The 18,961-nt window shown below is 61.0% G+C and carries 19 protein-coding genes; 13 read left to right on the forward strand and 6 right to left on the reverse strand.

Annotated elements, in window-relative coordinates; all coding sequences use genetic code 11:
• Nucleotides 1-258 precede the first annotated feature (258 nt).
• Entirely contained in the window at nucleotides 259-1,143 is an 885-nt protein-coding gene (locus tag DK391_RS06085) for a LysR family transcriptional regulator (protein ID WP_109477088.1), read from the reverse strand.
• 111 nt (nucleotides 1,144-1,254) lie between these two features.
• Between DK391_RS06085 and DK391_RS06090 the strand changes: the two genes are divergently transcribed.
• The gene (locus DK391_RS06090) at nucleotides 1,255-2,427 is read left to right on the forward strand and encodes an MFS transporter (protein WP_109477089.1); all 1,173 of its coding nucleotides are present in this window, start codon (nucleotides 1,255-1,257) and stop codon (nucleotides 2,425-2,427) included.
• A gap of 116 nt (nucleotides 2,428-2,543) precedes the next feature.
• Nucleotides 2,544-3,491 carry a LysR family transcriptional regulator gene (locus DK391_RS06095; RefSeq protein ID WP_239482718.1) on the forward strand — a complete coding sequence of 316 codons (948 nt, stop codon included), beginning with the start codon at nucleotides 2,544-2,546 and terminating at the stop codon, nucleotides 3,489-3,491.
• A gap of 111 nt (nucleotides 3,492-3,602) precedes the next feature.
• On the opposite strand, the gene DK391_RS06100 is transcribed toward DK391_RS06095, so the two are convergent.
• The 3 genes from DK391_RS06100 to ilvB form a co-directional block, all read right to left on the reverse strand.
• The gene (locus DK391_RS06100) at nucleotides 3,603-3,866 is read right to left on the reverse strand and encodes a hypothetical protein (RefSeq protein ID WP_109477090.1); all 264 of its coding nucleotides are present in this window, start codon (nucleotides 3,864-3,866) and stop codon (nucleotides 3,603-3,605) included.
• Nucleotides 3,867-3,958: 92 nt separating this feature from the next.
• Entirely contained in the window at nucleotides 3,959-4,297 is a 339-nt protein-coding gene (locus DK391_RS06105) for a metalloregulator ArsR/SmtB family transcription factor (RefSeq protein ID WP_109477091.1), read from the reverse strand.
• A gap of 48 nt (nucleotides 4,298-4,345) precedes the next feature.
• On the reverse strand, nucleotides 4,346-6,211 hold the full coding sequence (gene ilvB, locus DK391_RS06110) for a biosynthetic-type acetolactate synthase large subunit (RefSeq protein ID WP_109477092.1): 1,866 nt from the start codon (nucleotides 6,209-6,211) through the stop codon (nucleotides 4,346-4,348).
• Between the two features lie 531 nt (nucleotides 6,212-6,742).
• Here ilvB and DK391_RS06115 point away from each other — a divergent pair.
• Nucleotides 6,743-7,738: a GlxA family transcriptional regulator gene (locus DK391_RS06115; RefSeq protein WP_109477093.1), complete on the forward strand. Its 996-nt coding sequence runs from the start codon at nucleotides 6,743-6,745 to the stop codon at nucleotides 7,736-7,738.
• A 5-nt stretch (nucleotides 7,739-7,743) separates the two neighbouring features.
• A complete protein-coding gene (gene mug, locus DK391_RS06120) occupies nucleotides 7,744-8,289 on the forward strand; it encodes a G/U mismatch-specific DNA glycosylase (protein WP_109477094.1) in 546 nt (181 codons plus the stop codon).
• Nucleotides 8,290-8,331: 42 nt separating this feature from the next.
• On the opposite strand, the gene DK391_RS06125 is transcribed toward mug, so the two are convergent.
• Nucleotides 8,332-8,532, reverse strand: coding sequence for a hypothetical protein (locus tag DK391_RS06125; RefSeq protein WP_109477095.1), 201 nt, complete (start codon nucleotides 8,530-8,532; stop codon nucleotides 8,332-8,334).
• Nucleotides 8,533-8,730: 198 nt separating this feature from the next.
• Here DK391_RS06125 and DK391_RS44150 point away from each other — a divergent pair, with 198 nt between their 5' ends.
• The 5 genes from DK391_RS44150 (at nucleotide 8,731) to DK391_RS06145 (ending at nucleotide 13,583) form a co-directional block, all read left to right on the forward strand.
• Nucleotides 8,731-8,868, forward strand: a complete 138-nt coding sequence (locus DK391_RS44150) for a hypothetical protein (RefSeq protein WP_162600699.1) — start codon at nucleotides 8,731-8,733, stop codon at nucleotides 8,866-8,868.
• Between the two features lie 147 nt (nucleotides 8,869-9,015).
• Entirely contained in the window at nucleotides 9,016-10,608 is a 1,593-nt protein-coding gene (locus tag DK391_RS06130; protein ID WP_109477096.1) for an MFS transporter, read from the forward strand.
• 12 nt (nucleotides 10,609-10,620) lie between these two features.
• Nucleotides 10,621-11,697, forward strand: a complete 1,077-nt coding sequence (locus DK391_RS06135; protein WP_109477097.1) for an HlyD family secretion protein — start codon at nucleotides 10,621-10,623, stop codon at nucleotides 11,695-11,697.
• Complete coding sequence (locus DK391_RS06140; protein ID WP_109477098.1) at nucleotides 11,694-13,232, forward strand: efflux transporter outer membrane subunit; 1,539 nt, start codon at nucleotides 11,694-11,696, stop codon at nucleotides 13,230-13,232. The genes DK391_RS06135 and DK391_RS06140 overlap by 4 nt, the downstream gene beginning before the upstream one ends.
• A gap of 90 nt (nucleotides 13,233-13,322) precedes the next feature.
• On the forward strand, nucleotides 13,323-13,583 hold the full coding sequence (locus tag DK391_RS06145) for a hypothetical protein (protein ID WP_109477178.1): 261 nt from the start codon (nucleotides 13,323-13,325) through the stop codon (nucleotides 13,581-13,583).
• Between the two features lie 52 nt (nucleotides 13,584-13,635).
• Here DK391_RS06145 and DK391_RS06150 read toward each other — a convergent pair whose 3' ends face one another.
• A complete protein-coding gene (locus tag DK391_RS06150; RefSeq protein WP_109477099.1) occupies nucleotides 13,636-14,538 on the reverse strand; it encodes a LysR substrate-binding domain-containing protein in 903 nt (300 codons plus the stop codon).
• A gap of 184 nt (nucleotides 14,539-14,722) precedes the next feature.
• Between DK391_RS06150 and DK391_RS06155 the strand changes: the two genes are divergently transcribed.
• The 4 genes from DK391_RS06155 (at nucleotide 14,723) to DK391_RS06170 (ending at nucleotide 18,896) form a co-directional block, all read left to right on the forward strand.
• Nucleotides 14,723-15,610 (forward strand): transketolase, encoded by an 888-nt coding sequence (locus DK391_RS06155; RefSeq protein WP_109477179.1) that lies wholly within the window; start codon nucleotides 14,723-14,725, stop codon nucleotides 15,608-15,610.
• Entirely contained in the window at nucleotides 15,607-16,608 is a 1,002-nt protein-coding gene (locus DK391_RS06160; protein WP_109477100.1) for a transketolase family protein, read from the forward strand. The genes DK391_RS06155 and DK391_RS06160 overlap by 4 nt, the downstream gene beginning before the upstream one ends.
• A 19-nt stretch (nucleotides 16,609-16,627) precedes the next feature.
• Nucleotides 16,628-17,473, forward strand: coding sequence for an NAD(P)-dependent oxidoreductase (locus tag DK391_RS06165; protein WP_109477101.1), 846 nt, complete (start codon nucleotides 16,628-16,630; stop codon nucleotides 17,471-17,473).
• 115 nt (nucleotides 17,474-17,588) lie between these two features.
• Nucleotides 17,589-18,896 (forward strand): MFS transporter, encoded by a 1,308-nt coding sequence (locus tag DK391_RS06170; protein WP_109477102.1) that lies wholly within the window; start codon nucleotides 17,589-17,591, stop codon nucleotides 18,894-18,896.
• Nucleotides 18,897-18,961: the final 65 nt, after the last annotated feature.

Below are 18,961 nucleotides of genomic sequence, written 5' to 3' on the forward strand. Positions count from 1 at the left end.
TTGAAGAGGGTGATGCGCCCTTAAGGAGCGCTGGCAGCGGGCATCAAGAGAATCGATGCCGAATGAAGGATAGGACCGGCTGGGGACCCGCAGGCAACGACCGTAGTGGATGGTGTTCAGCGGCTTTCTTTTGCCTACTTTTCTTTGCCGCTGCAAAGAAAAGTAGGTGCCGCCCCGCACAGGGGCAACGCGTGGAGTACCACTAACAAATCGCGGACGCCAGCCAAATCAACAGCAACAGCAACAGCAAAAACAAAATCAAGAGCACCACTGCTCAACCACATACTCTATGAAAACCTTAATCTTCGGCGACGACAGCCTGGCCCTCTCAAACACAAGATGAACCGGCGTCGCAGGCGCCGCAAACGCCTCCAGCACCACCTGCAACCGTCCCGCCGCGACATCCTCAGCCACCTGCCACGCCGGCACCCGCACCACCCCAGCTCCATCGACTGCGGCCCGCACAAGCGCATCGAGGCTATTCACCCATAACCTCCCCGTCACCCCGACCCGAATACGCGCAGCCCCCGACTGAAACCGCCAGTCGACCGGCCCCGGTGCATCCGAGAACACCAGACAATCGTGCTGCCGCAAATCCTCGGGCTTACGCGGCACGCCACGCCGCGCCAGGTACGAAGGCGCCGCACACACCACCATCTGGATGTCATCGAGCTTGCGCGCAACCAGACTCGAATCAGGCAACCTGCCAACCCGCACGGCAACGTGCAAACCCTCTTCCACCAGATTGACAACGCGATCCACCAGCAGCAGATCGATATCCACCTCGGGATGCAGCGCCAGAAATCCCGGCAGCAAGGGCGCAATCAGATGACGCCCAAGCAACGTCGGCGCAGCAATCCGCAATCGCCCCGATAACTTGCCGCGCCCCGCCGACAACGCGCTGCCCAGTTCATCCACCTCGCCAAGTATCGCCTTCGCGCGGTCGTACAGAATGCGCCCCTCGTCCGTCATCGCCAGATTGCGCGTGGTGCGTCGCAACAACTGCGCGCCGAACTGCGCTTCAAGCGCCGATATGTGCCGGCTCACCGACGTCAACGACATCGGAATCGCACGCGCCGCCGCAGACAGGCTGCCCGCGTCCACCACCCTGACGTAGACGGACATCGCTTCGAATCGGTCCATAACTTCACTCTTCCGGATTTGGCAAGGCTGCTTGCCACATCGATGGGATACCGGCGATTTCCGGAATAGTCTACATTCGTTGTGAACGCGACAACAACGGTGCCGCCACCCATGCAAACCCAACGCTCGATCTTCTGGCTGATGGCCGGCGCCGCAGGCGTCGTGGTCGCGAACAACTACTACAACCAGCCCCTGCTGGCCGATTTCGCGCTCGCGTTTCACAGCAGCGACCGTCAGGCGGGTCTCGTGTCCGTGGCGGCGCAAACGGGCTACGCGCTCGGTTTGCTGCTGTTCGTGCCGCTCGGCGACAAGCTCGAACGGCGCGCGATGCTGCGCACGCTTCTATGCATCGCCAGCGTCGCGCTCGCCGCCATCGCGATCTCACCCACGCTGTACTGGCTCGTCGCCGCCAGTTTCCTGACCGGCCTCGCCAGCGTCGCGCCACAGTTGCTCACGCCGTTCGCGGCGCAACTCGCCGGGGCGCAGCAGCGCGGCGAAGCAGTGGGCATCGTCATGTTCGGCCTGCTGTGCGGCATCCTCGTCTCGCGCTCTGTTTCGGGATCGATCGCGCAGCATGTCGGCTGGCGCGCCGTCTACTGGATCGCAGCGGCGGCAATGCTCGTTACGGCCGTCGTGCTGTCGTATGCCCTGCCACGCGCATTGCCCACGTACAAAGGCACCTATCGACATCTGATGGCCTCGCTGTGGACTCTTCTGACTGAAGAGCCATTGATCCGCCAGACCTCCGCTGTCGCGTCGCTCCAGTTCGCCGCGTTTTCCGCGTTCTGGGCCACGCTCGCGTTTCATCTGCGCGCCATGGACCCGCACTACGGCAGCGAAGTCGCCGGATTATTCGGGCTGGTCGGCGTGGTCGGCGCGATCGCCTCGACGTGGGCAGGCAAGCTGATCGACTCGCGCAATCCGCGCGTCGTCGTCATCGTGAGTGGCGCGATCTTCGTGCTGGCCTTCGTGATTCTCGCGACAACGGGCCACACCGTCGCGGGCCTCGCCGCGGGCGTGATCGTGCTCGATCTGGGTTTGCAGAGCGGACATGTCGCCAACATGGCGCGCAACATGAGCATCAAGAGCGATGCGATGAGCCGCATCAACACGCTCTACATGACGATCCGCTTCGCGGGCGGCGCGCTCGGCTCGTCACTCGGTATCTGGGCGTGGAGCGTGTGGCAGTGGCCCGGCGTGTGCGCGGTCGGACTCTCGCTCGGATGCCTGTCGCTGGCAATCCAGGCCAGGCCCGAGCCGGCCGGCGAAGCACAGCGGCAATAGAGGCGCTTTTCCTGCACGTCAACGATGCGCGCGTTTGTATCCCTTCACGCAAGGCAATCACGCGACCCATTGTGCTAGCCTGAATCGTCATCATCAGAAGTGATCCGGCGAGGCGCATGATGGAACTGCGACACCTGAAAATGTTCTGTGCGGTAGCCGAATGCGGCAGCTTCACGGCGGCGGCTGAGAAAATCCATAACGTTCAATCGAACGTCACGATGCGTATCAAGGAACTCGAGTCCGAGTTGAACCAGCAACTGTTCATCCGGCAGAAGAACGGCACGGTGCTGACGTCGGCGGGGCAGATCTTTCTGGGCTACGCGCAACGTATTCTTCAGCTAACAGACGAAAGCCGCAATGCGCTGCTCGATAACGCGTCGCCGCGTGGACAGCTAAGGCTCGGGTCGATGGAAACCACGGCAGCCATACGCCTGCCCAAAGTACTGGCGAAGTACCACGAGCGTTTTCCGCAAGTTCAGTTATCGCTGATGACAGGCACGACGAATGAACTGATCAAGGCCGTCGAATGTCATCGGCTGGATGGCGCGTTCGTCGGCGGCTTTCATCAGAGTACTTCGCTGCATCAGGAAGAAGTCTTCGAAGAAGAACTGGTGCTGGTGACCGGCATCGAAACCGGCTCGCTGGCTGCGCTCGCGCAGCAGATGTCGGGACAAACCGTGCTCGCCTTCCGGACCGGCTGCTTCTACCGCTCGACACTCGAACACTGGTTCTATCAGGCAGGCATCATTCCGGGCCAGGTGATGGAACTGGGCACGCTGGACGGCATCATGTCGTGCGTCGCGGCGGGAATGGGCATTACCTTGCTGCCGAGATCAGTGGTGGAAGGTCATGGCACACGCCATGATGTGCGCTGTCACGCGCTGCCCGCAGAATTCGCCCATGTGAAAACCGTCTTCATTCGTAGCAGGGATTCGATCGTGACGGCGGCCATGGCTGCGATGATCGATCTCGCACATGAACAGTTCGCGGTGGACGGCGGCGTTCGAAGATTGCCAGATGAACACGTTCTTACGCCGGCGCTAGCCTGTGTGCATGCCGCGTGACGTTCAACCGGATCAGACTGCGATAGTGGAATAAACATTGATACGCAGGTGCTCCGCAGGAAAGCGGAATCCATCGTCCGGCTTGCATGCGGAACACCCGGCTCTCGACCGTCACTGATACATCCCGTTCGGCAAGCGGCCATGATAAGGCGTGTCGCGGCAGTGTCCCCACGGACCGAGCCAATATCCCGGCGGGCATGCATAGGTCGAAACAGCCGGCGGCGGCGCATAGACGACGGGAGCGGAATATCGGCACTGGCCCCATGCGTTGCGCCAGCCTCCCGGTCCGCAGCCTTGCGCCGCTTGCGCCGTACCAATCGAAAACGCCACTGCCGTTGCTGCTACTGCGAGTGATGCAAGATATTTACTGTTCACGATTCGCTCCTGTCGCGTGGTATGAACACTTGTTGTCGACAGGAGCCATTGTGCAGATCCACTCTTAGCAAAGAATGAGTGCGCAACGAGTTTTACTCCAGGCTATCAACCCTCGCGATATCGGAGCACAGCCACTCCGCCAGTTCGCGAATGGCCATTTCGTTGCGCGAGAAGAAGACCCATTGGCCCACTTTCTGAGCCTTGATCAGCCCCGCCCGCTCGAGCTGCGACAGATGGACTGACACGGTCGATTGCGACAGTCCGCTTCGTGCATGCAGCATGCTGACCGACACCGCGCGAAGTGCCGAATACCCGGCTTCCATAAAGTACTCGTCGGGGTTGGCCAGCCATTGCAGTACCTGTCGTCGATAGGGATGCGCCAACGCACGAATGGCGGCATCGAAATCCATTGTTTGTCCCGTCATGCTCATCTGCTCCAAAAACGGATGCTGCCTGATTGAATGCCTCGGCGAGCGCCGTCAGAACATGTCCGCAGCCGGTTGACGTCCCGCGCGCTCGCCACGCGCATCAGGATGGCTCCGCGAAGGAATGAATGGTCCCGTGATCATGGTCGCGTAACTCTGACCGGGTCCCACCATCGGATAGACATCGGCATTCTGGTCGATCATGACTTCGAGGAAGGCCGGTCCATCGAAATCAAGAAAGGCTCTGAGTTTGCCGTCCAGTTCGTCGATCGTCTCGACACGACTGGCGAATTCGAATCCATCCGCCCGCGCCGCCATCACGAAGTCCTTGCGATGAAGCGTCTTGTCGCTCACGCACAGCCGCCCCTCGTAGTACAGATGCTGCCATTGCCGGATCATGCCGTCGCCCAGATTGTTGAGCAGCAGTACCTTGACGGGCACAGCGTAGGTACTCGCGGTTTCCAGCTCACCGATGTTCATGCGAATGCTGCCGTCACCATCGATATCGATCACCACGGCATCCGGCCGCGCGAATTGAGCACCGATTGCTGCGGGCAAACCGAATCCCATGGTGCCCATGCTGCCGGACGTCAGAAAGCTGCGCGGCTCGACGAAATCGAAAAACTGCGCAGCCCACATCTGATGCTGGCCGACACCTGTGGTAACGATCGCTTTGCCGCCCGTCATGTCGCCAAGCCGTTCGATCACATACTGAGGTTGGATCGATTCGCTCTTCCGGTCGTAATTCATGCCGTATTTCTGCTTGAGATCCTGCACATGGTCGAGCCATTCAGAGGGCGCCTGTATCTCACGGCTCGACACCATCAGAGACAGAAGCGCTTCTCGCGCATCGCCTATGTGCGTCCAGTGCGCCCGCTTGACCTTGTTGATCTCCGCCTCGTCGATGTCGATGTGCGCGACGTAGCGTGCGCGAGGCGCAAATGCCTCGGGGCGTCCGCCCGCGACGCGATCATCGAACCGCGCGCCCACGGCGATGAGGAAATCGCAATCTTCGACCGCGTAGTTCGCACAGGCGGCGCCGTGCATGCCAAGCATGCCAAGCGACAGTTCATGTTTCACGGAAAGCGCACCCAGCCCCATCAGACTGTTGACGACAGGAATGCAGTAGCGCTCGGCGAACTGCCGCAGTTCGCTCGCGGCATTCGCAGCGATCACACCACCGCCGACATACAGCAGCGGCCGCTTGCTCTGCGCGAGCAGATCGAAGAACGTCGTGCGCTTCGCTTCATCGAGATCCGCGCCTTTGGCAACCATTCGCAACCGATCCGAATAGCCGCGAAAGGTCAGCGTTCCACGCCCCTTGTACGTGCCCATCCAGTTCTGGACGTCCTTCGGTACATCGACCACCACAGGTCCGGGCCGCCCCGTGCGCGCGATTTCAAAGGCCGCCCGCAGCGTTTGCTCCAGCTTCTCCGGATCGGTGACGAGGAAGACCTGTTTCGCGCATGCCGACATGATGTTGAAAACGGGTGCCTCCTGAAACGCATCGGTGCCGATCACGGCGCGCGGCACCTGTCCGCATATCAGCACGACAGGGACCGAATCGCCGTTGCAGTCGGCGATAGGCGTCACAGCGTTGGTCGCACCCGGCCCTGACGTCACCATGAATACGCCGACCTTGCCGCTTGCGCGCGCGTAACCCGCTGCCATAAAGCCCGCTGCCTGCTCGTTGGCAGGAACGACCAGCTTGATCTGATGTTTGGGATCGTTCCGATGCGCTTCGTTGAAACGGAACACGGCATCGTACGTTGGCAGGATCGCGCCGCCGCTGTATCCGAACAGCGTATCGACGCCCTGCTCGCTGATCACGCGCAGGATGATGTCGGCACCCGACATGCGTTCGCCAGCATCATCGGCGTACTGAAGGACTTGTGCAGCGGTGTTTGGGTTGCGGGTCATGGTTGTCTCGAATGGGAAACGGGCGTGCGTTATCCGCACGTCCGTTTCAAAGGCCAATATCCCTTCCAACTCGAGAACAATGTATGTTCGACACCAGTTTGCGGAGAATCGGCATGACGGGTTCACCGTGCATTGCCGGCTCGTCCAGCACGCTTGTGATGTGCACCGGAAGAATTGCGAAGGCTTCGCTTCTATTGTGACAACGGGCGCGCTCACAAGCGCGTCTGAGAGCGTCATTCACGGGCCAAAGAGTTGCCGTTTCTGGTCATCGCTTTCGACGTCTTTCTGGTGCACTATTCAAACCATGCGATGTGCCGGCACATAGAAAACTGCGTATGCAGTTTCTGAAAATAAAGCCATTCGATTTGCAAACCTGATAATCCGGAAAGAGTACCTGTGACATTTTCCGCCAGCGCCACAGTTCCCCCAGATTCTTACGATAAGCTGATCGGCTGCACGTTGCGTCGGGTTCTGGTAATCGAGAGACGCGAACGGCGTGCCGTTATGCCGTTAGTCAATGAAGGTCACGAAATGAAAGTCGCGGTTGTCATATTCGATGGCGTGCAAGCGCTGGACGTCGCCGGTCCACTCGACGTATTCGCCGAAGCCAATACGTTTCTGCCCGCGCATCAGCACTATCAGATCTCATTCGTCGGATATGAGGCGGGCATGATCACGGCTTCCAACGGCATGCAGATTGCCGTTCCTTTCGGCTATGAAGCCTTCGACTCGCAATGTGATCTGCTGCTGATTGCAGGCGGACCACAGTTGCCCGACTTCCGGCCGCCCGCTGCATTTCTCGACTGGCTGCGGCGTCAGGCACAGGGCGCGATGCGCTATGGCTCCGTCTGCAATGGCGCGTTCCTGCTCGCGCATGCGGGGCTGCTCGATAGCCGCGAGGTCACGACACATTGGGCCGAAGCGGATCGTCTCGCCGACGACTTTCCCCAGGCATGCGTGCAACCAGACAGGATCTTTATCCGCGACGGCCGTCTCTTCACGTCGGCGGGTGTCACGGCGGGCATCGATCTATGCCTGTCGCTCGTGGCCGAAGATCATGGACACGAACTGGCCGTGCGCGTCGCGAAGCGCCTCGTGGTCTACATCCAGCGCGAAGGTGGCCAGTCGCAATACAGCCCATACGTGGGCGTGCGCAAGGACGAGGATCCCATTATCGGCAAGGTGCAACGCTACGTGATGGATCACATCACGGACGTGCTTTCCATCGAGCAACTGGCCAGTGCCGTTTCCGTGAGCCGGCGTACGTTCTCCCGCCTGTTTGCCAGGTATGCAAAAGTGACGCCATCGGCATTTGTCGAACAGGTCCGCGTGGATACCGCGAGAAAGCTGCTCGAAGAATCCGACGTGCCGCTCAAGACGGTCGCGTTCAAGTGCGGCTTTCATAGCGCCACACATATGCGCACGACGTTTGCCCGGCGTCTGAACGTGACGCCCAAGCAATATCGTCAACGCTTTCGCGGTACGGTGGACGAGCCAACGCTCGAACTGGATGCCATAGGAGAATGAGTGGCATGACTCACGCCGATGCGCCCGATGGGCTTGCAGATATTCTTGAACCCGGCTTGTCCGTGGTCTTTTGCGGAATCAACCCGGGTTTGCGCGCTGCGGCATCGGGCCAGCACTTCGCCGGGCGCGGCAACCGGTTCTGGCGCACGCTTCATCTTGCGGGATTCACCCGCGAACAGCTAAGCCCGGAAGACGGCCCTTTCCTGCTCGAATACGGGTATGGATTGACTACGGCCGTTGCGCGTCCGACGGCCCGCGCCGAACAGTTGTCACGTGAGGAAATCAAGGCGGCCGGCGCGGAGTTCGAGCGGAAGATCGCTCGCTATGCCCCGCGCTACATCGCCTTTCTCGGCAAGATGGCTGTTGCCGAACTGATCGGCAAACGCGATGTCGGCTGGGGTCTGCAGTCAGTGACGTTTGGCGGCGCACGCATCTGGGTGCTGCCGAATCCTAGCGGCCTGAATCGCGCATTCAGTCAGGATGCGCTGGTGTCCGCCTATCGCGAGCTTCGTCTGGCTGTCGTGCCGGAGCGGAGCGCGTCCATCCGTTGACGGCGGACGCGCCTGCGCATATTTCCGGCCACGACACTGCCGTCATGCTTCAAGAATGGCGACGTTGTAGTCTTCATCGTGAAACGCGACGAAGAATTCTTCGGGCATCAGCCAGGAATCGACTGAAACCGTATTTGCACCGACGTTGACATCGACTTTCGCCTCATCATCGACACTTTTCATTGCACGTTCAATCCTGGAAATATCATCCGAATGGATTGTTTCTTTTATCGAGAATCTCATTTTCGCTCACCAATCAATAACGGTTAAATCAATATTGCCCGTCGAATAGTTTTCGACCTGAACTGATTTTATCCAGCGCCCTGTTTTCCGTCGATGCGGGTAAAACAACTATGTGTTTCAGTTTCAGCATCCTTTGCCCCGCGTAGCGCAGCCAGATAAAACCTGCTCTACATCTCCTTCATATAGGACTTCTGTCGCATGAGCGAAACGCCTGTTCGCAGGCATCCTTATGACGATATCGCCCAATTGAACAAATGGAAAAAGACAATTTCCATTTGCCGGCGTAAAGCCTTTGAAAAAGCGCTATTGGCCAGATTGTCGAATGAAATGGCCTGAAACGTTACATACGTCTGCTTCAAGAACTTCGACTCGAATCCTAGAATCATTCACATCGCACAGTGAAGAAAGTGCGTGAATTCATGGTTAATTAACTATGTAAATGGCCGACCAGTCATTTGAATGCAATTTACCGAGCGAATCCTCATGACGATTGCCCAACCTCCGACGACACAACCGGCCACGCCCGTCGCCGCGCCGACGCCCGCGCAACCGGCACCCTCGCAGGCCACGCTGTCGATACGTGTGGGCATCGGTCTGGTTGGGATGTTGCTTGCGTCGCTGCTGGCCATCGTCAACGAGCAGGTCACTGCGCTCGCCATGAACGACATCCGCGGCGCACTCTCGATCGGCCATGACGACGGCAGCTGGCTGACCGTGCTCTTCGAAGCCGCGAATGTCACGACGATGATCTTCGCGCCATGGTTCGGGATCACGTTCACCTTGAAGCGGTTCACGATTGCAGCCGTCGTCGCCACGATGGTGTTCGGCTTTCTTTGTCCCCTCGCGCCGAACCTGCCGGCGTTCTATGTGCTGCGGGTGCTTCAGGGCATCGCGGGCGGTTGCCTGCCGCCCATGCTGATCATCGTCGCGCTGCGCTATCTGCCGCCCAAAATCAAACTGTACGGCCTCGCAGGCTATGCGCTGACAGCGACCTTCGGCCCCAGCATCGGCACGCCGCTCGCGGCGTTGTGGACGGAGTATGTGAGCTGGAAAATGGCGTTCTGGCAGACCGTACCGTTCGGCTTGCTGAGCTGTGCAGCGATCCAGTACGGACTGCCGCAAGATCCAGTCAAGCTGGAACGATTCGCGTCGTTCAACTGGACGGGCGTGCTGACGGGTGGCCCGGCTGTCGCGATGCTGGTGATGGGTCTGTTGCAGGGCGACCGTCTCGACTGGCTGAATTCCTCTTTTATCTGCGTGACGCTTTTTGGCGGCGCACTGCTTCTCGTCGTGTTCCTGATCAACGAGTGGTATGCCGCCGTGCCTTTCTTCAAGCTGCAACTGCTGTATCGCAGGAATTTCTCGCATGGATTGTCCACGCTGGTGGGCGCCGTGATGCTGCTGGTCGGCGTGGCCGCAATTCCCGCGCAGTTTCTCGCGAAGGTCCACACATACCGGCCGCTGCAAACGGCGCCGCTCGCTCTGCTGGTGGCCATTCCCCTGCTCATTGCGCTGCCCCTGACTGCCGCTCTTCTGAATCTTCGCCGGGTCGACTCGCGATGGATCATGGCGTTCGGACTGTCGCTCGTCGCCACGACATGCTTTCTCGGCAGCGTCATGACTTCCGAGTGGATCCGCGAGAACTTCTACTGGCTTCAATCGTTGCAGATCATCGCGCAGCCGATGGTGATCATGGCGATCCTGATGGGCGTGACGACTGGCCTGCCGCCGACGGAAGGCCCCTTTGCCTCGGCGATGTTCAACACCGTCAAGTCATTCTCCGCCGTGGCGGCGACGGCATTGATCGATGGCCTCGGCACTTCACGCGAGCACTTTCATTCGAGCATGCTGGTCGATCACCTCGGCAACAACGCGTTGATCTCGAGTCAGAGCATCGACGCGGCCCATGGTCTCGGCGAGCTCGCACATCGCATTCACGAACAGGCGGTGGTGCTCACTTCCGCCGATCTCTACCGCGTGATGGGCCTGATCGCCATCGCCGTTCTGCTGCTCGTTCCCGTGCTGCCCGTGCGTATCTATCCGCCGTGGAGCACGACACCGCCCTCCAACCGCTAACCGTCGATTGCCATGTCATCCGTCAAACGTTTCTCCCCCAAACTGATTCGCGCCGCCGCGGTGATCGTGGTACTCGGCGTCGCCGCATGGGGATGCGCAAAGCTGCTCGCCAACCCGGACACGGAATCCACCAACGACGCCTACGTCGCTGCCGATTTCACGCTGGTCGCGCCGCGTATTGCCGGACAGGTATCGGAAGTGCTGGTCGACGACAACCAGCAGGTGAAGGCGGGACAACTGATGGTGCGCATCGACGATCGCGACTTCCAGGCCGCGTTGCAAAGTGCGCAAGCCGATGTCGCGGCAGCGAAAGCCGCCGTCGCGAACTACGACGCCGAGATCGCACGCCATCCTTCGCTGGTCGATCAGGCGCGTGCCACGTTGCGCTCCGACGACGCCTCCATCGGGTTTGCGCGCGCCAACGCTGCGCGCTACCAGAACCTCTCCGAATCCGGTGCAGGCACGATGGAAGAACAGCAGCACGCCACGAGTACGCTCGCCGAGCAACTCGCGCAACAGGCGCGAGACCGCGCCGTGCTTGCCGCCACCGAACAGAATCTCGACGTGCTGCAAACGCAGCGCGACAAGGCAGCGGGCGCGCTCGCGCATTCGGAAGCCGTGCTGGAACAGGCGAAGCTGAATCTTTCGTACACGGAAATTCACGCGCCCGTCGCCGGCAAGGTAGGCCGGCGTTCGGTGCGCGTGGGTGCGTACATCACACCCGGCGCGCCGCTGCTCGCGCTCGTGCCGCTCTCGGATGCGTATGTCGTCGCGAACTTCCAGGAGAACCAGATCACCCGCATGCGGCCCGGCGAGCGGGTGAACATCAAGGTGGACAGTTTCCCCGGCGTCGTGATCCACGGTCATATCGAGAGCCTGGCACCCGCGACAGGCGTGAGCTTTGCACCCATCGCGCCCGACAACGCAACGGGTAACTTCACGAAAGTCGTGCAGCGGGTACCCGTCAAGATCACCATCGATCCCGGCCAGGCGGCCGCGTCGGAATTGAGCGTGGGGCTTTCCGTCGAGGCAGAAGTGGCCGTGAACAGGCACGGCGATGCGACGATTGCAGGAGCGGAACAGAAATGAACGCGATCACGCTGTCCTTTCGGACGTCCGCGTTAGCGGTTCTGCTGAGTCTTGCGCTCAGCGGCTGTCTGGTCGGTCCCAATTTCGAGCGCCCGACCTCGGCTACGCCCGATGTCTTCAATCGCACGGAAACCGCGCAGGCACCCAGCAAACCTGTCGAGTCCGAATTCAACCCGGAATGGTGGACGCTGTTCAACGATCCCACGTTGAATGCGCTCGAAAAACAACTGGCAGATGCCAATCTCGACGTGGCCGCGGCCTCCGCGCGTCTGCGTCAGAGCCGCGCCGAGCAGCGCGTGGCAGGCGCCGCCGAATACCCGACCGTGAACGCCAACGCCTCGTATGACCGCGAACGTGGCAGCGAGAACGGCATCCTGTCGCTGCTCGGTGTCACGCCGACGGGGACGCAGTCGCAATCGGCATCGGGCAACGCGCCGCTGGGCGTGACAGCGATGCCTGGCTCGAAGGGCTCGCCCGCCTACAACCTGTATCAGTTCGGCTTTGACGCATCGTGGGAAATCGACATTTGGGGCCGCGTGCGGCGCAGCGTCGAAGCGGCTTCCGCGCTGACGGATGCCTCGTATGAAGAGCGCAACGCAGTCTTGCTGTCGGCACGCGCCGAACTCGCGCGGGACTATATCCAGCTGCGCGACACGCAGGCGCTGCTGCAGATCGCCCAGCAGAATCTGGAGATCGCGCGCGACGCCACGAAGCTCACGCAAACTCGCGTGCGCGAAGGCGTCACCACCGACCTCGATGTCGCCAATGCTTCCGCGCAAGTGGAAACGATCGAGAGTCTGATTCCAACCCTCGAAGCGCGCAGCGAAACCAGCATCAATGCAATCGGTATCCTGCTGGCGCTGCAGCCTGGCGCGCTCAAGCAGATGCTCGACGCGCAGCGCGACGTGCCCGTGCTTCCCAGCCAGGTGCCGATCGGCTTTCCGTCCGAGCTCGCGCAGCGCAGGCCCGACATCAGAAAGGCTGAAGCGCAACTGCACGCGGCAACAGCGGCCATCGGCATGGCAAAGGCAGACTTCTATCCGCGCATCTCGCTGAACGGCAGCGCCGGATTCCAGAGTCTCCAGTTGTCCAGTCTCGCCAACTGGGCATCGGGCCAGTTCGTCGTCGGACCGTCGATCACGATGCCCATCTTCGAAGGTGGACGCCTCAAGGGCACGCTGCAGTTGCGCGAGGCACAGCAACAGGAAGCCGCCATCGTCTACAAACATACCGTGCTGGAAGCATGGCGCGAAGTGGACGACGCCCTCGTTGTCTACGATGCCGAGCAGCGCCGGCACGATCATCTTCAGGAAGTCGTGAATCTGAATCTGCGCGCGCTTTCGATTGCGCGCCAGCGATATAAGGCAGGCGCTGTCGACTTTCTCGATGTGCTCAACGTGCAAAAGCAGTTGCTCGACGCGCAAAGCAATCTCGAACAGAGCAAAGCCGATGCCGCTACCAACCTCATTACGTTATGCAAGGTACTGGGCGGCGGGTGGCAAACGTCTTACGCCAGTGCCGATGCGCACCCTTGAAATGCAGGCTGCCACGCATCGTCTTCCTTGTACTGGTTTTTTCAAACGCCGTGGACGCATGTCCGCGGCGAGTCGTTCCAGGAGAGCATCATGAAACTGTTTGTCCGCACCCTCGTTATCGCAACCGCCCTCGCCGCACCCGTCCTGTCGCACGCTCAACAAAGCACGCCTGCCGACCAGCAGCAACAGCCACAAAGCAATGTCACGGACTCGAGCTATGGCGGCAGCATGAATGGCAAAGCACAGGCCGGTTCGCAGGCGACGCCGGGGCTTATGCAACGCAATGACAATACGCAGCGCGATAACTGCGTCGGGCCCGTCAGTTACTGCAATATCTTTTTCGGCAGTTAATGCTTGCATTGACCATGCGAAAAGCTGTCGGCTGCGTGACGGACACTTCGCATCAGGAAGTCACCGCCTTCTCGCCGCCGATACCCAACGCATCCAGCAGCCAGGCCTTGAACGTTTCGAACGCCTCATGCCTGTGCTGCCTGCGAGGATGCACGAGGTAATGCCCCACATATTCCACTTCACGCGTCGACCCGGCGAGCGGCCTGACCAGCGCCCCACGCTGCAACTCGCGCTCTGACAGCAAGGTCGATTCGAGCACCACACCAAGGCCATCCACGGCCGCCGCAATCGCCATCGCACTGCGATCGAAGTGCAGACCATAGTGTGTTGGCGGCGGAAGCTGGTTGGCCTCGAACCATCCTTTCCACTGGTACATCTGCACTTCGCACTGGATCAGCGGCAGGTGATACAGATCCTCGGGCTTGCGGATATGCTCCGCGAGCGCAGGCGTGCACAGCGGCGCAAGACCTTCCAGCGCGAGCGGAATCTTCTCGTGTGGCGAAGGCTGCGGCTCGCCATAGACGATGTCGAGATCGAAGTCGTCGTCGAAACGTGCGTACTCGGTGCTCGCCGAAAAACGCAAATCGATATTCGGATGATCGCGCACGAAACCCGCGAGCCTCGGCAGCAGCCATTGCGTCGCAAAGCTCGGCGCAGTGTGCAGCCTTAGCGGCGTTCGCTCGTTGCTGGTCAACAGCGCGAAGCCGCGCTGCATTTCCTCCATGCCGCGCTGGATGTGTTCCATCAGCATCGCCCCTTCGCGCGTCAGGCGCACCTCGCGCGTGCTGCGCTGAAACAGTCGATGCCCCAGCAGATCTTCCAGCTTGCGAACCGAGTGGCTCACCGCGCTCGGCGACAGACTCAGTTCGCGTGCGGCATCGGCGAACGACAGCGTCCGGCCGGCAGCCTCGAAAACCCTGATATACGACAGCGGAACCTTGCGGAAGACGTTCATGGCCTTGATTAGTGAATCTGATTCATGAGCTAGTGTAATCTTTTCTTTTGTCAGGCGCTGTGTGGTGCGGATACATTGAACCTACCTCGTTCCCACACCAGTCCGATTGCTGAACAGGAGACAACTGCGGCGATCACTGGTTGTCGAGGATTGACTCCCGACTTCCGCAGGAAATGCCATGACAATGATTACGGAGGCCGAGCCGCAAACCGGCTCGACATCGGCGCAACTCTCGAAGATCGCCGCTCACGCCTATCGCATCCGCCGCTTCGCGCTGCGCATGGGCGAGGTTCAGGGCCAGGGCTATATCGGCCAGGCACTCGGACTCGCCGATGCCCTCGCCGTCGCCTGGTGTCACGCGATGAACATCCGCCCCGCTGAACCCGAATGGGAAGGCCGCGACCGCTTTCTGCTGTCGCACGGCCATTACGCGATTGCCCTGTACGCCGCGCTGATCGAAGCGGGCGTCATCCCCGAAGAGGAACTGGAAACCTACGGTTCTGATGACAGCCGCCTGCCGATGTCCGGCATGGCGACCTACACGCCCGGCATGGAAATCTCGGGCGGCTCGCTCGGACAAGGTTTGACGATTGCCGTCGGCATGGCGCTCGGTTTGCGCCTGAAAGGCAATCCCGCATTCGTCTACAACTCGATGTCCGACGGCGAACTCGATGAAGGCGCCACGTGGGAAGCCGCGTTGTCCGCCGCGCATCACGGCCTCGGCAATCTGATCACGATGGTCGACATCAACCGCCAGCAGGCAGACGGCCCGTCGCACGACGTGCTCGGTTTCGAACCGCTCGCCGACAAATGGGCGTCGTTCGGCTGGCACGTGGAGCGCGTGAACGGCAACGATCTGCCCGCACTCGTCGAAGCATTCGACCGCGCCCGTGCGCTCAAGGAAGCGAAGCCGCGCGTCATTCTGCTCGACACGCTGATGGGCAAGGGCGTGCCCTTCCTCGAAACGCGTGAGAAGAATCACTTTATCCGTGTCGATGCGCCTGAGTGGCAGCAAGCCATTGCCGTGCTCGACCAGAATCATCAGAAAGCCCAGCAAGGAGACGTGGCATGAGCGCCGTCATCGAAAAGAAGCCTCGCCTGACGACCTCGGCGATGATCGCGTCGATTGCCTCGGAAGGCCAGAAGACGCGCCCCGCCCCGTTCGGCCATGCACTCGTGGCGGAAGCGGAGAAGCGCCGCAATATCGTCGGCATGACAGCGGATCTGTCGAAGTACACCGACCTGCATATCTTCGGTCAGGCGTTTCCTGAGCGTCACTTCCAGATGGGCATGGCCGAGCAGTTGCTGATGGGCGCGGCAGGCGGTCTCGCAAAGGAAGGCTTCATTCCGTTTGCCACGACGTACGCTGTGTTCGCCACGCGCCGCGCGTATGACTTCATTCACCAGATCATCGCGGAAGAGAATCTCAACGTGAAGATCTGCGCCGCGCTGCCGGGCTTGACCACGGGCTACGGCCCGAGCCACCAGGCCACGGAAGACCTCGCACTGATGCGCGCGATTCCCGGCATGACCGTGATCGATCCGTGCGATGCACTGGATACCGAGCAGGCCGTCGCCGCCATCGCTGCACACGAAGGCCCGGTGTATATGCGCCTGTTGCGCGGCAAGGTGCCCGCCGTGCTCGACGACTACGACTACAGCTTCGAACTCGGCAAGGCCAAGATGCTGCGCGATGGCCGCGACGTGCTGATCGTCTCGTCGGGCATCATGACGATGCGCGCACTCGAAGCCGCGCAGGCGCTGGACGATGGCTCGGCGAGCGTCGGCGTGCTGCACGTGCCGACCATCAAGCCACTCGACGAAGCCACCATCATCGAGCAATGCAAAAAGCCGGGCCGTCTCGTGATCGTCGCGGAGAACCATAGCGTGAGCGGCGGTCTCGGCGACGCCGTGACGAATGCGCTGGTGCGCCATCGCGTGCTGCCCGAATTCCGCCAGATCGCCCTGCCCGACCAGTTCCTCGACGCGGGCGCGCTGCCGACGCTGCACGACCGCTACGGCATCTCGACTGCATCGATCGTCGAGAACATCAAGACGTGGCTCAAGTAAGCAGGGAGACAATGGCATCATGAACGTAACTTTTATCGGCATCGGCGCGATTGGTTTGCCGATGGCAGTGCAGATTCAGGGCGCCGGCCATCGCGTGACAGGTGTGGACCTGTCGAGCCACGCACGCGACATGGCGCAGGAAAACGGCCTCGTTGCCGTCGACAGCTTCGCCGCCGCGCCTGCCGCCGATGTGGTCGTCGCGATGGTGGCGACGCCGCAGCAACTGGCAGCGCTGGTGGACAGCGTGGGCGCGGACCTCGCAGGCCAGACGTGGGTCGTGATGTCGACAGTTGGCCCGGACGCCGTGCGCGAACAGGGCGCACGCCTCGCCGCGAAAGGCGCGCGCGTGGTGGATGCGCCCGTGACGGGCGGCACCGCGCGGGCAAAGACGGGCCAACTGGTGATCTTCGCGTCGGGCTTGCAGGCCGACATCAGCGCGGTACGCCCCGTGCTCGATGCGATGGGCAGCGTACGCATCACCGGCCCGAAGCTCGGCGACGGTCAGGCGATCAAGGTGGTGAACCAGCATCTGTGCTCGGTGCATATCGTGGCGGCAGCGGAAGCGCTGAATCTCGCGCGCTCGCTGAAGCTCGACCCGGCTGCCGTACTGGAACTGATCGAGAAAGGCGCGGCGGGTTCGTGGATGCTGTCCGACCGCGGTCCGCGCATGCTGCAAGGCACGGATGTGAACGTGACGAGTTCGATCAACATCTTCGTGAAGGACAGCGATCTGGTGGCGGCGGCTGCGCAGTCATGCGGTGCAGACGTGCCGCTGCTGTCGATTGCGAATGCGCGCTATCACGAAGCCGCCGATGCGGGACTCGGCTTGCGCGACGATAGCCGCGTGATCGAAACCTGGCGTTGAACGTTAGCCTCGTTCAGGCTTTTCACTCGTGACGAGCGCCCGACGAAAGCGCGACACGATCCGGCCGTTCCCGTGAAACGAAACGGCCGGCTGAAGCAACCGGAGACAACACACCATGAATACCAACAACGAAGACCGCGCGGTCAAAGTCGCCATCGCTTCGATGGTCGGCTCGGCCGTCGAAAGCTACGACTTCTTCATCTACGGCACAGCTGCCGCTGCGTGGTTCGGAAAGATCTTTTTCCACACGACTGAGCCGATCATCGGCATTCTGGCTTCATTCGCGACGCTGGCGATCGGCTTCCTGATGCGCCCATTCGGCGGCTATCTTGCCGGGCATTATGGCGACCGGCTCGGCCGCAAGGCGGTGTTGTTCTGGTCGCTTGTCGCGATGGGCGGCGCTACCGTGCTGATCGGCTTTCTGCCGACTTACCAGCAGGTCGGCGTACTTGCGCCGATCATGTTGATCCTGCTGCGCATGGTGCAAGGCATCGGCTTCGGCGCGGAATGGGGCGGTGCCGTGCTGATGGCGTGCGAACATGCGCCAGAAAAGCGTCGCGGGTTTTTCGGCGCAGTGCCGCAGCTTGGCATTCCGCTCGGCCTGCTGCTCGCCAACGGCGCGTTTCTGCTCTCGGGCGCACTGTTCGAAGGCGACTGGATCTGGCGCATGCCGTTTCTGCTTTCCTTCGTGATGGTCGCGATTGGCATCTTCATCCGGATGAGCGTGTCGGAATCGCCCGCATTCGAAGCGGTCAAGGCAGAGAACAAGGTCATGAAGCAGCCCGCGCTGGAAGTGATCAAGAGTGACTGGCGCAGCATTCTGAAGATCGTCGGCCTGCGCATGGCGGAAACGGGCGGCTACTACATCACGACGAGTTTCATGCTGTCGTATGTCGCGCTCGCGCATGTGTCGACGACGCGCCATATCCTGTGGGGCACGCTGATCGGCTCGGCAATCGGCCTTGGAAGCCATCTGTTCTACGGCGCGCTCAGCGACAGGCTCGGCCGCCGTCCCGTGTTCATGCTGGGTGCGCTCTTTACCATCGCGTTCGGCGTGCCGATGTTCATGCTGATCAACACGGGCGCGATCATCATGGTGATCGTCGCGGTGGCGCTGTCGCTGCTCTTTAGCCACGATCCTATCTTTGCCGTCGAGGCAAGCTGGTTCTCCGAGCAGTTTCCCGCCAACGTGCGCTCATCGGGCATTTCGCTCGGGTATAACGGCGCATCTGTCATCGCCGGGTTGCTGCCGATCATCGCGACGGGCATGTATGGCGCTTTCGGCTGGATCGGACCCGCATTGATGTTCTCGTCGCTGGGCGTGGTGTCGGCCTGCTGCGCGCTGGCGATGAAAGAAACCGCGCCCGCCGTGGTCGCGAAGAAAAACCCGCAGGCATCGGCTGAACGGCGGTTTGCCGCGTAGCACACGCTGGTTGCGAATTGCATCGCAGACAAGCCCGCCTTTCAGGCGGGCTTTTTTTGTTGCAG

Source organism: Paraburkholderia sp. C35 (assembly GCF_003121405.1).
In the GTDB taxonomy this organism is placed as follows: Bacteria; Pseudomonadota; Gammaproteobacteria; order Burkholderiales; family Burkholderiaceae; genus Paraburkholderia.

What these genes read in the sequence shown, in the direction of transcription:
- DK391_RS06085 (WP_109477088.1), bottom strand. Translation starts at nt 1,143, where the DNA reads ATGGACCGATTCGAAGCGATGTCCGTCTACGTCAGGGTGGTGGACGCG.
- DK391_RS06090 (WP_109477089.1), top strand. Translation starts at nt 1,255, where the DNA reads ATGCAAACCCAACGCTCGATCTTCTGGCTGATGGCCGGCGCCGCAGGC.
- DK391_RS06095 (WP_239482718.1), top strand. Translation starts at nt 2,544, where the DNA reads ATGATGGAACTGCGACACCTGAAAATGTTCTGTGCGGTAGCCGAATGC.
- DK391_RS06105 (WP_109477091.1), bottom strand. Translation starts at nt 4,297, where the DNA reads ATGAGCATGACGGGACAAACAATGGATTTCGATGCCGCCATTCGTGCG.
- ilvB (WP_109477092.1), bottom strand. Translation starts at nt 6,211, where the DNA reads ATGACCCGCAACCCAAACACCGCTGCACAAGTCCTTCAGTACGCCGAT.
- DK391_RS06115 (WP_109477093.1), top strand. Translation starts at nt 6,743, where the DNA reads ATGAAAGTCGCGGTTGTCATATTCGATGGCGTGCAAGCGCTGGACGTC.
- mug (WP_109477094.1), top strand. Translation starts at nt 7,744, where the DNA reads ATGACTCACGCCGATGCGCCCGATGGGCTTGCAGATATTCTTGAACCC.
- DK391_RS06125 (WP_109477095.1), bottom strand. Translation starts at nt 8,532, where the DNA reads ATGAGATTCTCGATAAAAGAAACAATCCATTCGGATGATATTTCCAGG.
- DK391_RS44150 (WP_162600699.1), top strand. Translation starts at nt 8,731, where the DNA reads ATGAGCGAAACGCCTGTTCGCAGGCATCCTTATGACGATATCGCCCAA.
- DK391_RS06130 (WP_109477096.1), top strand. Translation starts at nt 9,016, where the DNA reads ATGACGATTGCCCAACCTCCGACGACACAACCGGCCACGCCCGTCGCC.
- DK391_RS06135 (WP_109477097.1), top strand. Translation starts at nt 10,621, where the DNA reads ATGTCATCCGTCAAACGTTTCTCCCCCAAACTGATTCGCGCCGCCGCG.
- DK391_RS06140 (WP_109477098.1), top strand. Translation starts at nt 11,694, where the DNA reads ATGAACGCGATCACGCTGTCCTTTCGGACGTCCGCGTTAGCGGTTCTG.
- DK391_RS06145 (WP_109477178.1), top strand. Translation starts at nt 13,323, where the DNA reads ATGAAACTGTTTGTCCGCACCCTCGTTATCGCAACCGCCCTCGCCGCA.
- DK391_RS06150 (WP_109477099.1), bottom strand. Translation starts at nt 14,538, where the DNA reads ATGAACGTCTTCCGCAAGGTTCCGCTGTCGTATATCAGGGTTTTCGAG.
- DK391_RS06155 (WP_109477179.1), top strand. Translation starts at nt 14,723, where the DNA reads ATGATTACGGAGGCCGAGCCGCAAACCGGCTCGACATCGGCGCAACTC.
- DK391_RS06160 (WP_109477100.1), top strand. Translation starts at nt 15,607, where the DNA reads ATGAGCGCCGTCATCGAAAAGAAGCCTCGCCTGACGACCTCGGCGATG.
- DK391_RS06165 (WP_109477101.1), top strand. Translation starts at nt 16,628, where the DNA reads ATGAACGTAACTTTTATCGGCATCGGCGCGATTGGTTTGCCGATGGCA.
- DK391_RS06170 (WP_109477102.1), top strand. Translation starts at nt 17,589, where the DNA reads ATGAATACCAACAACGAAGACCGCGCGGTCAAAGTCGCCATCGCTTCG.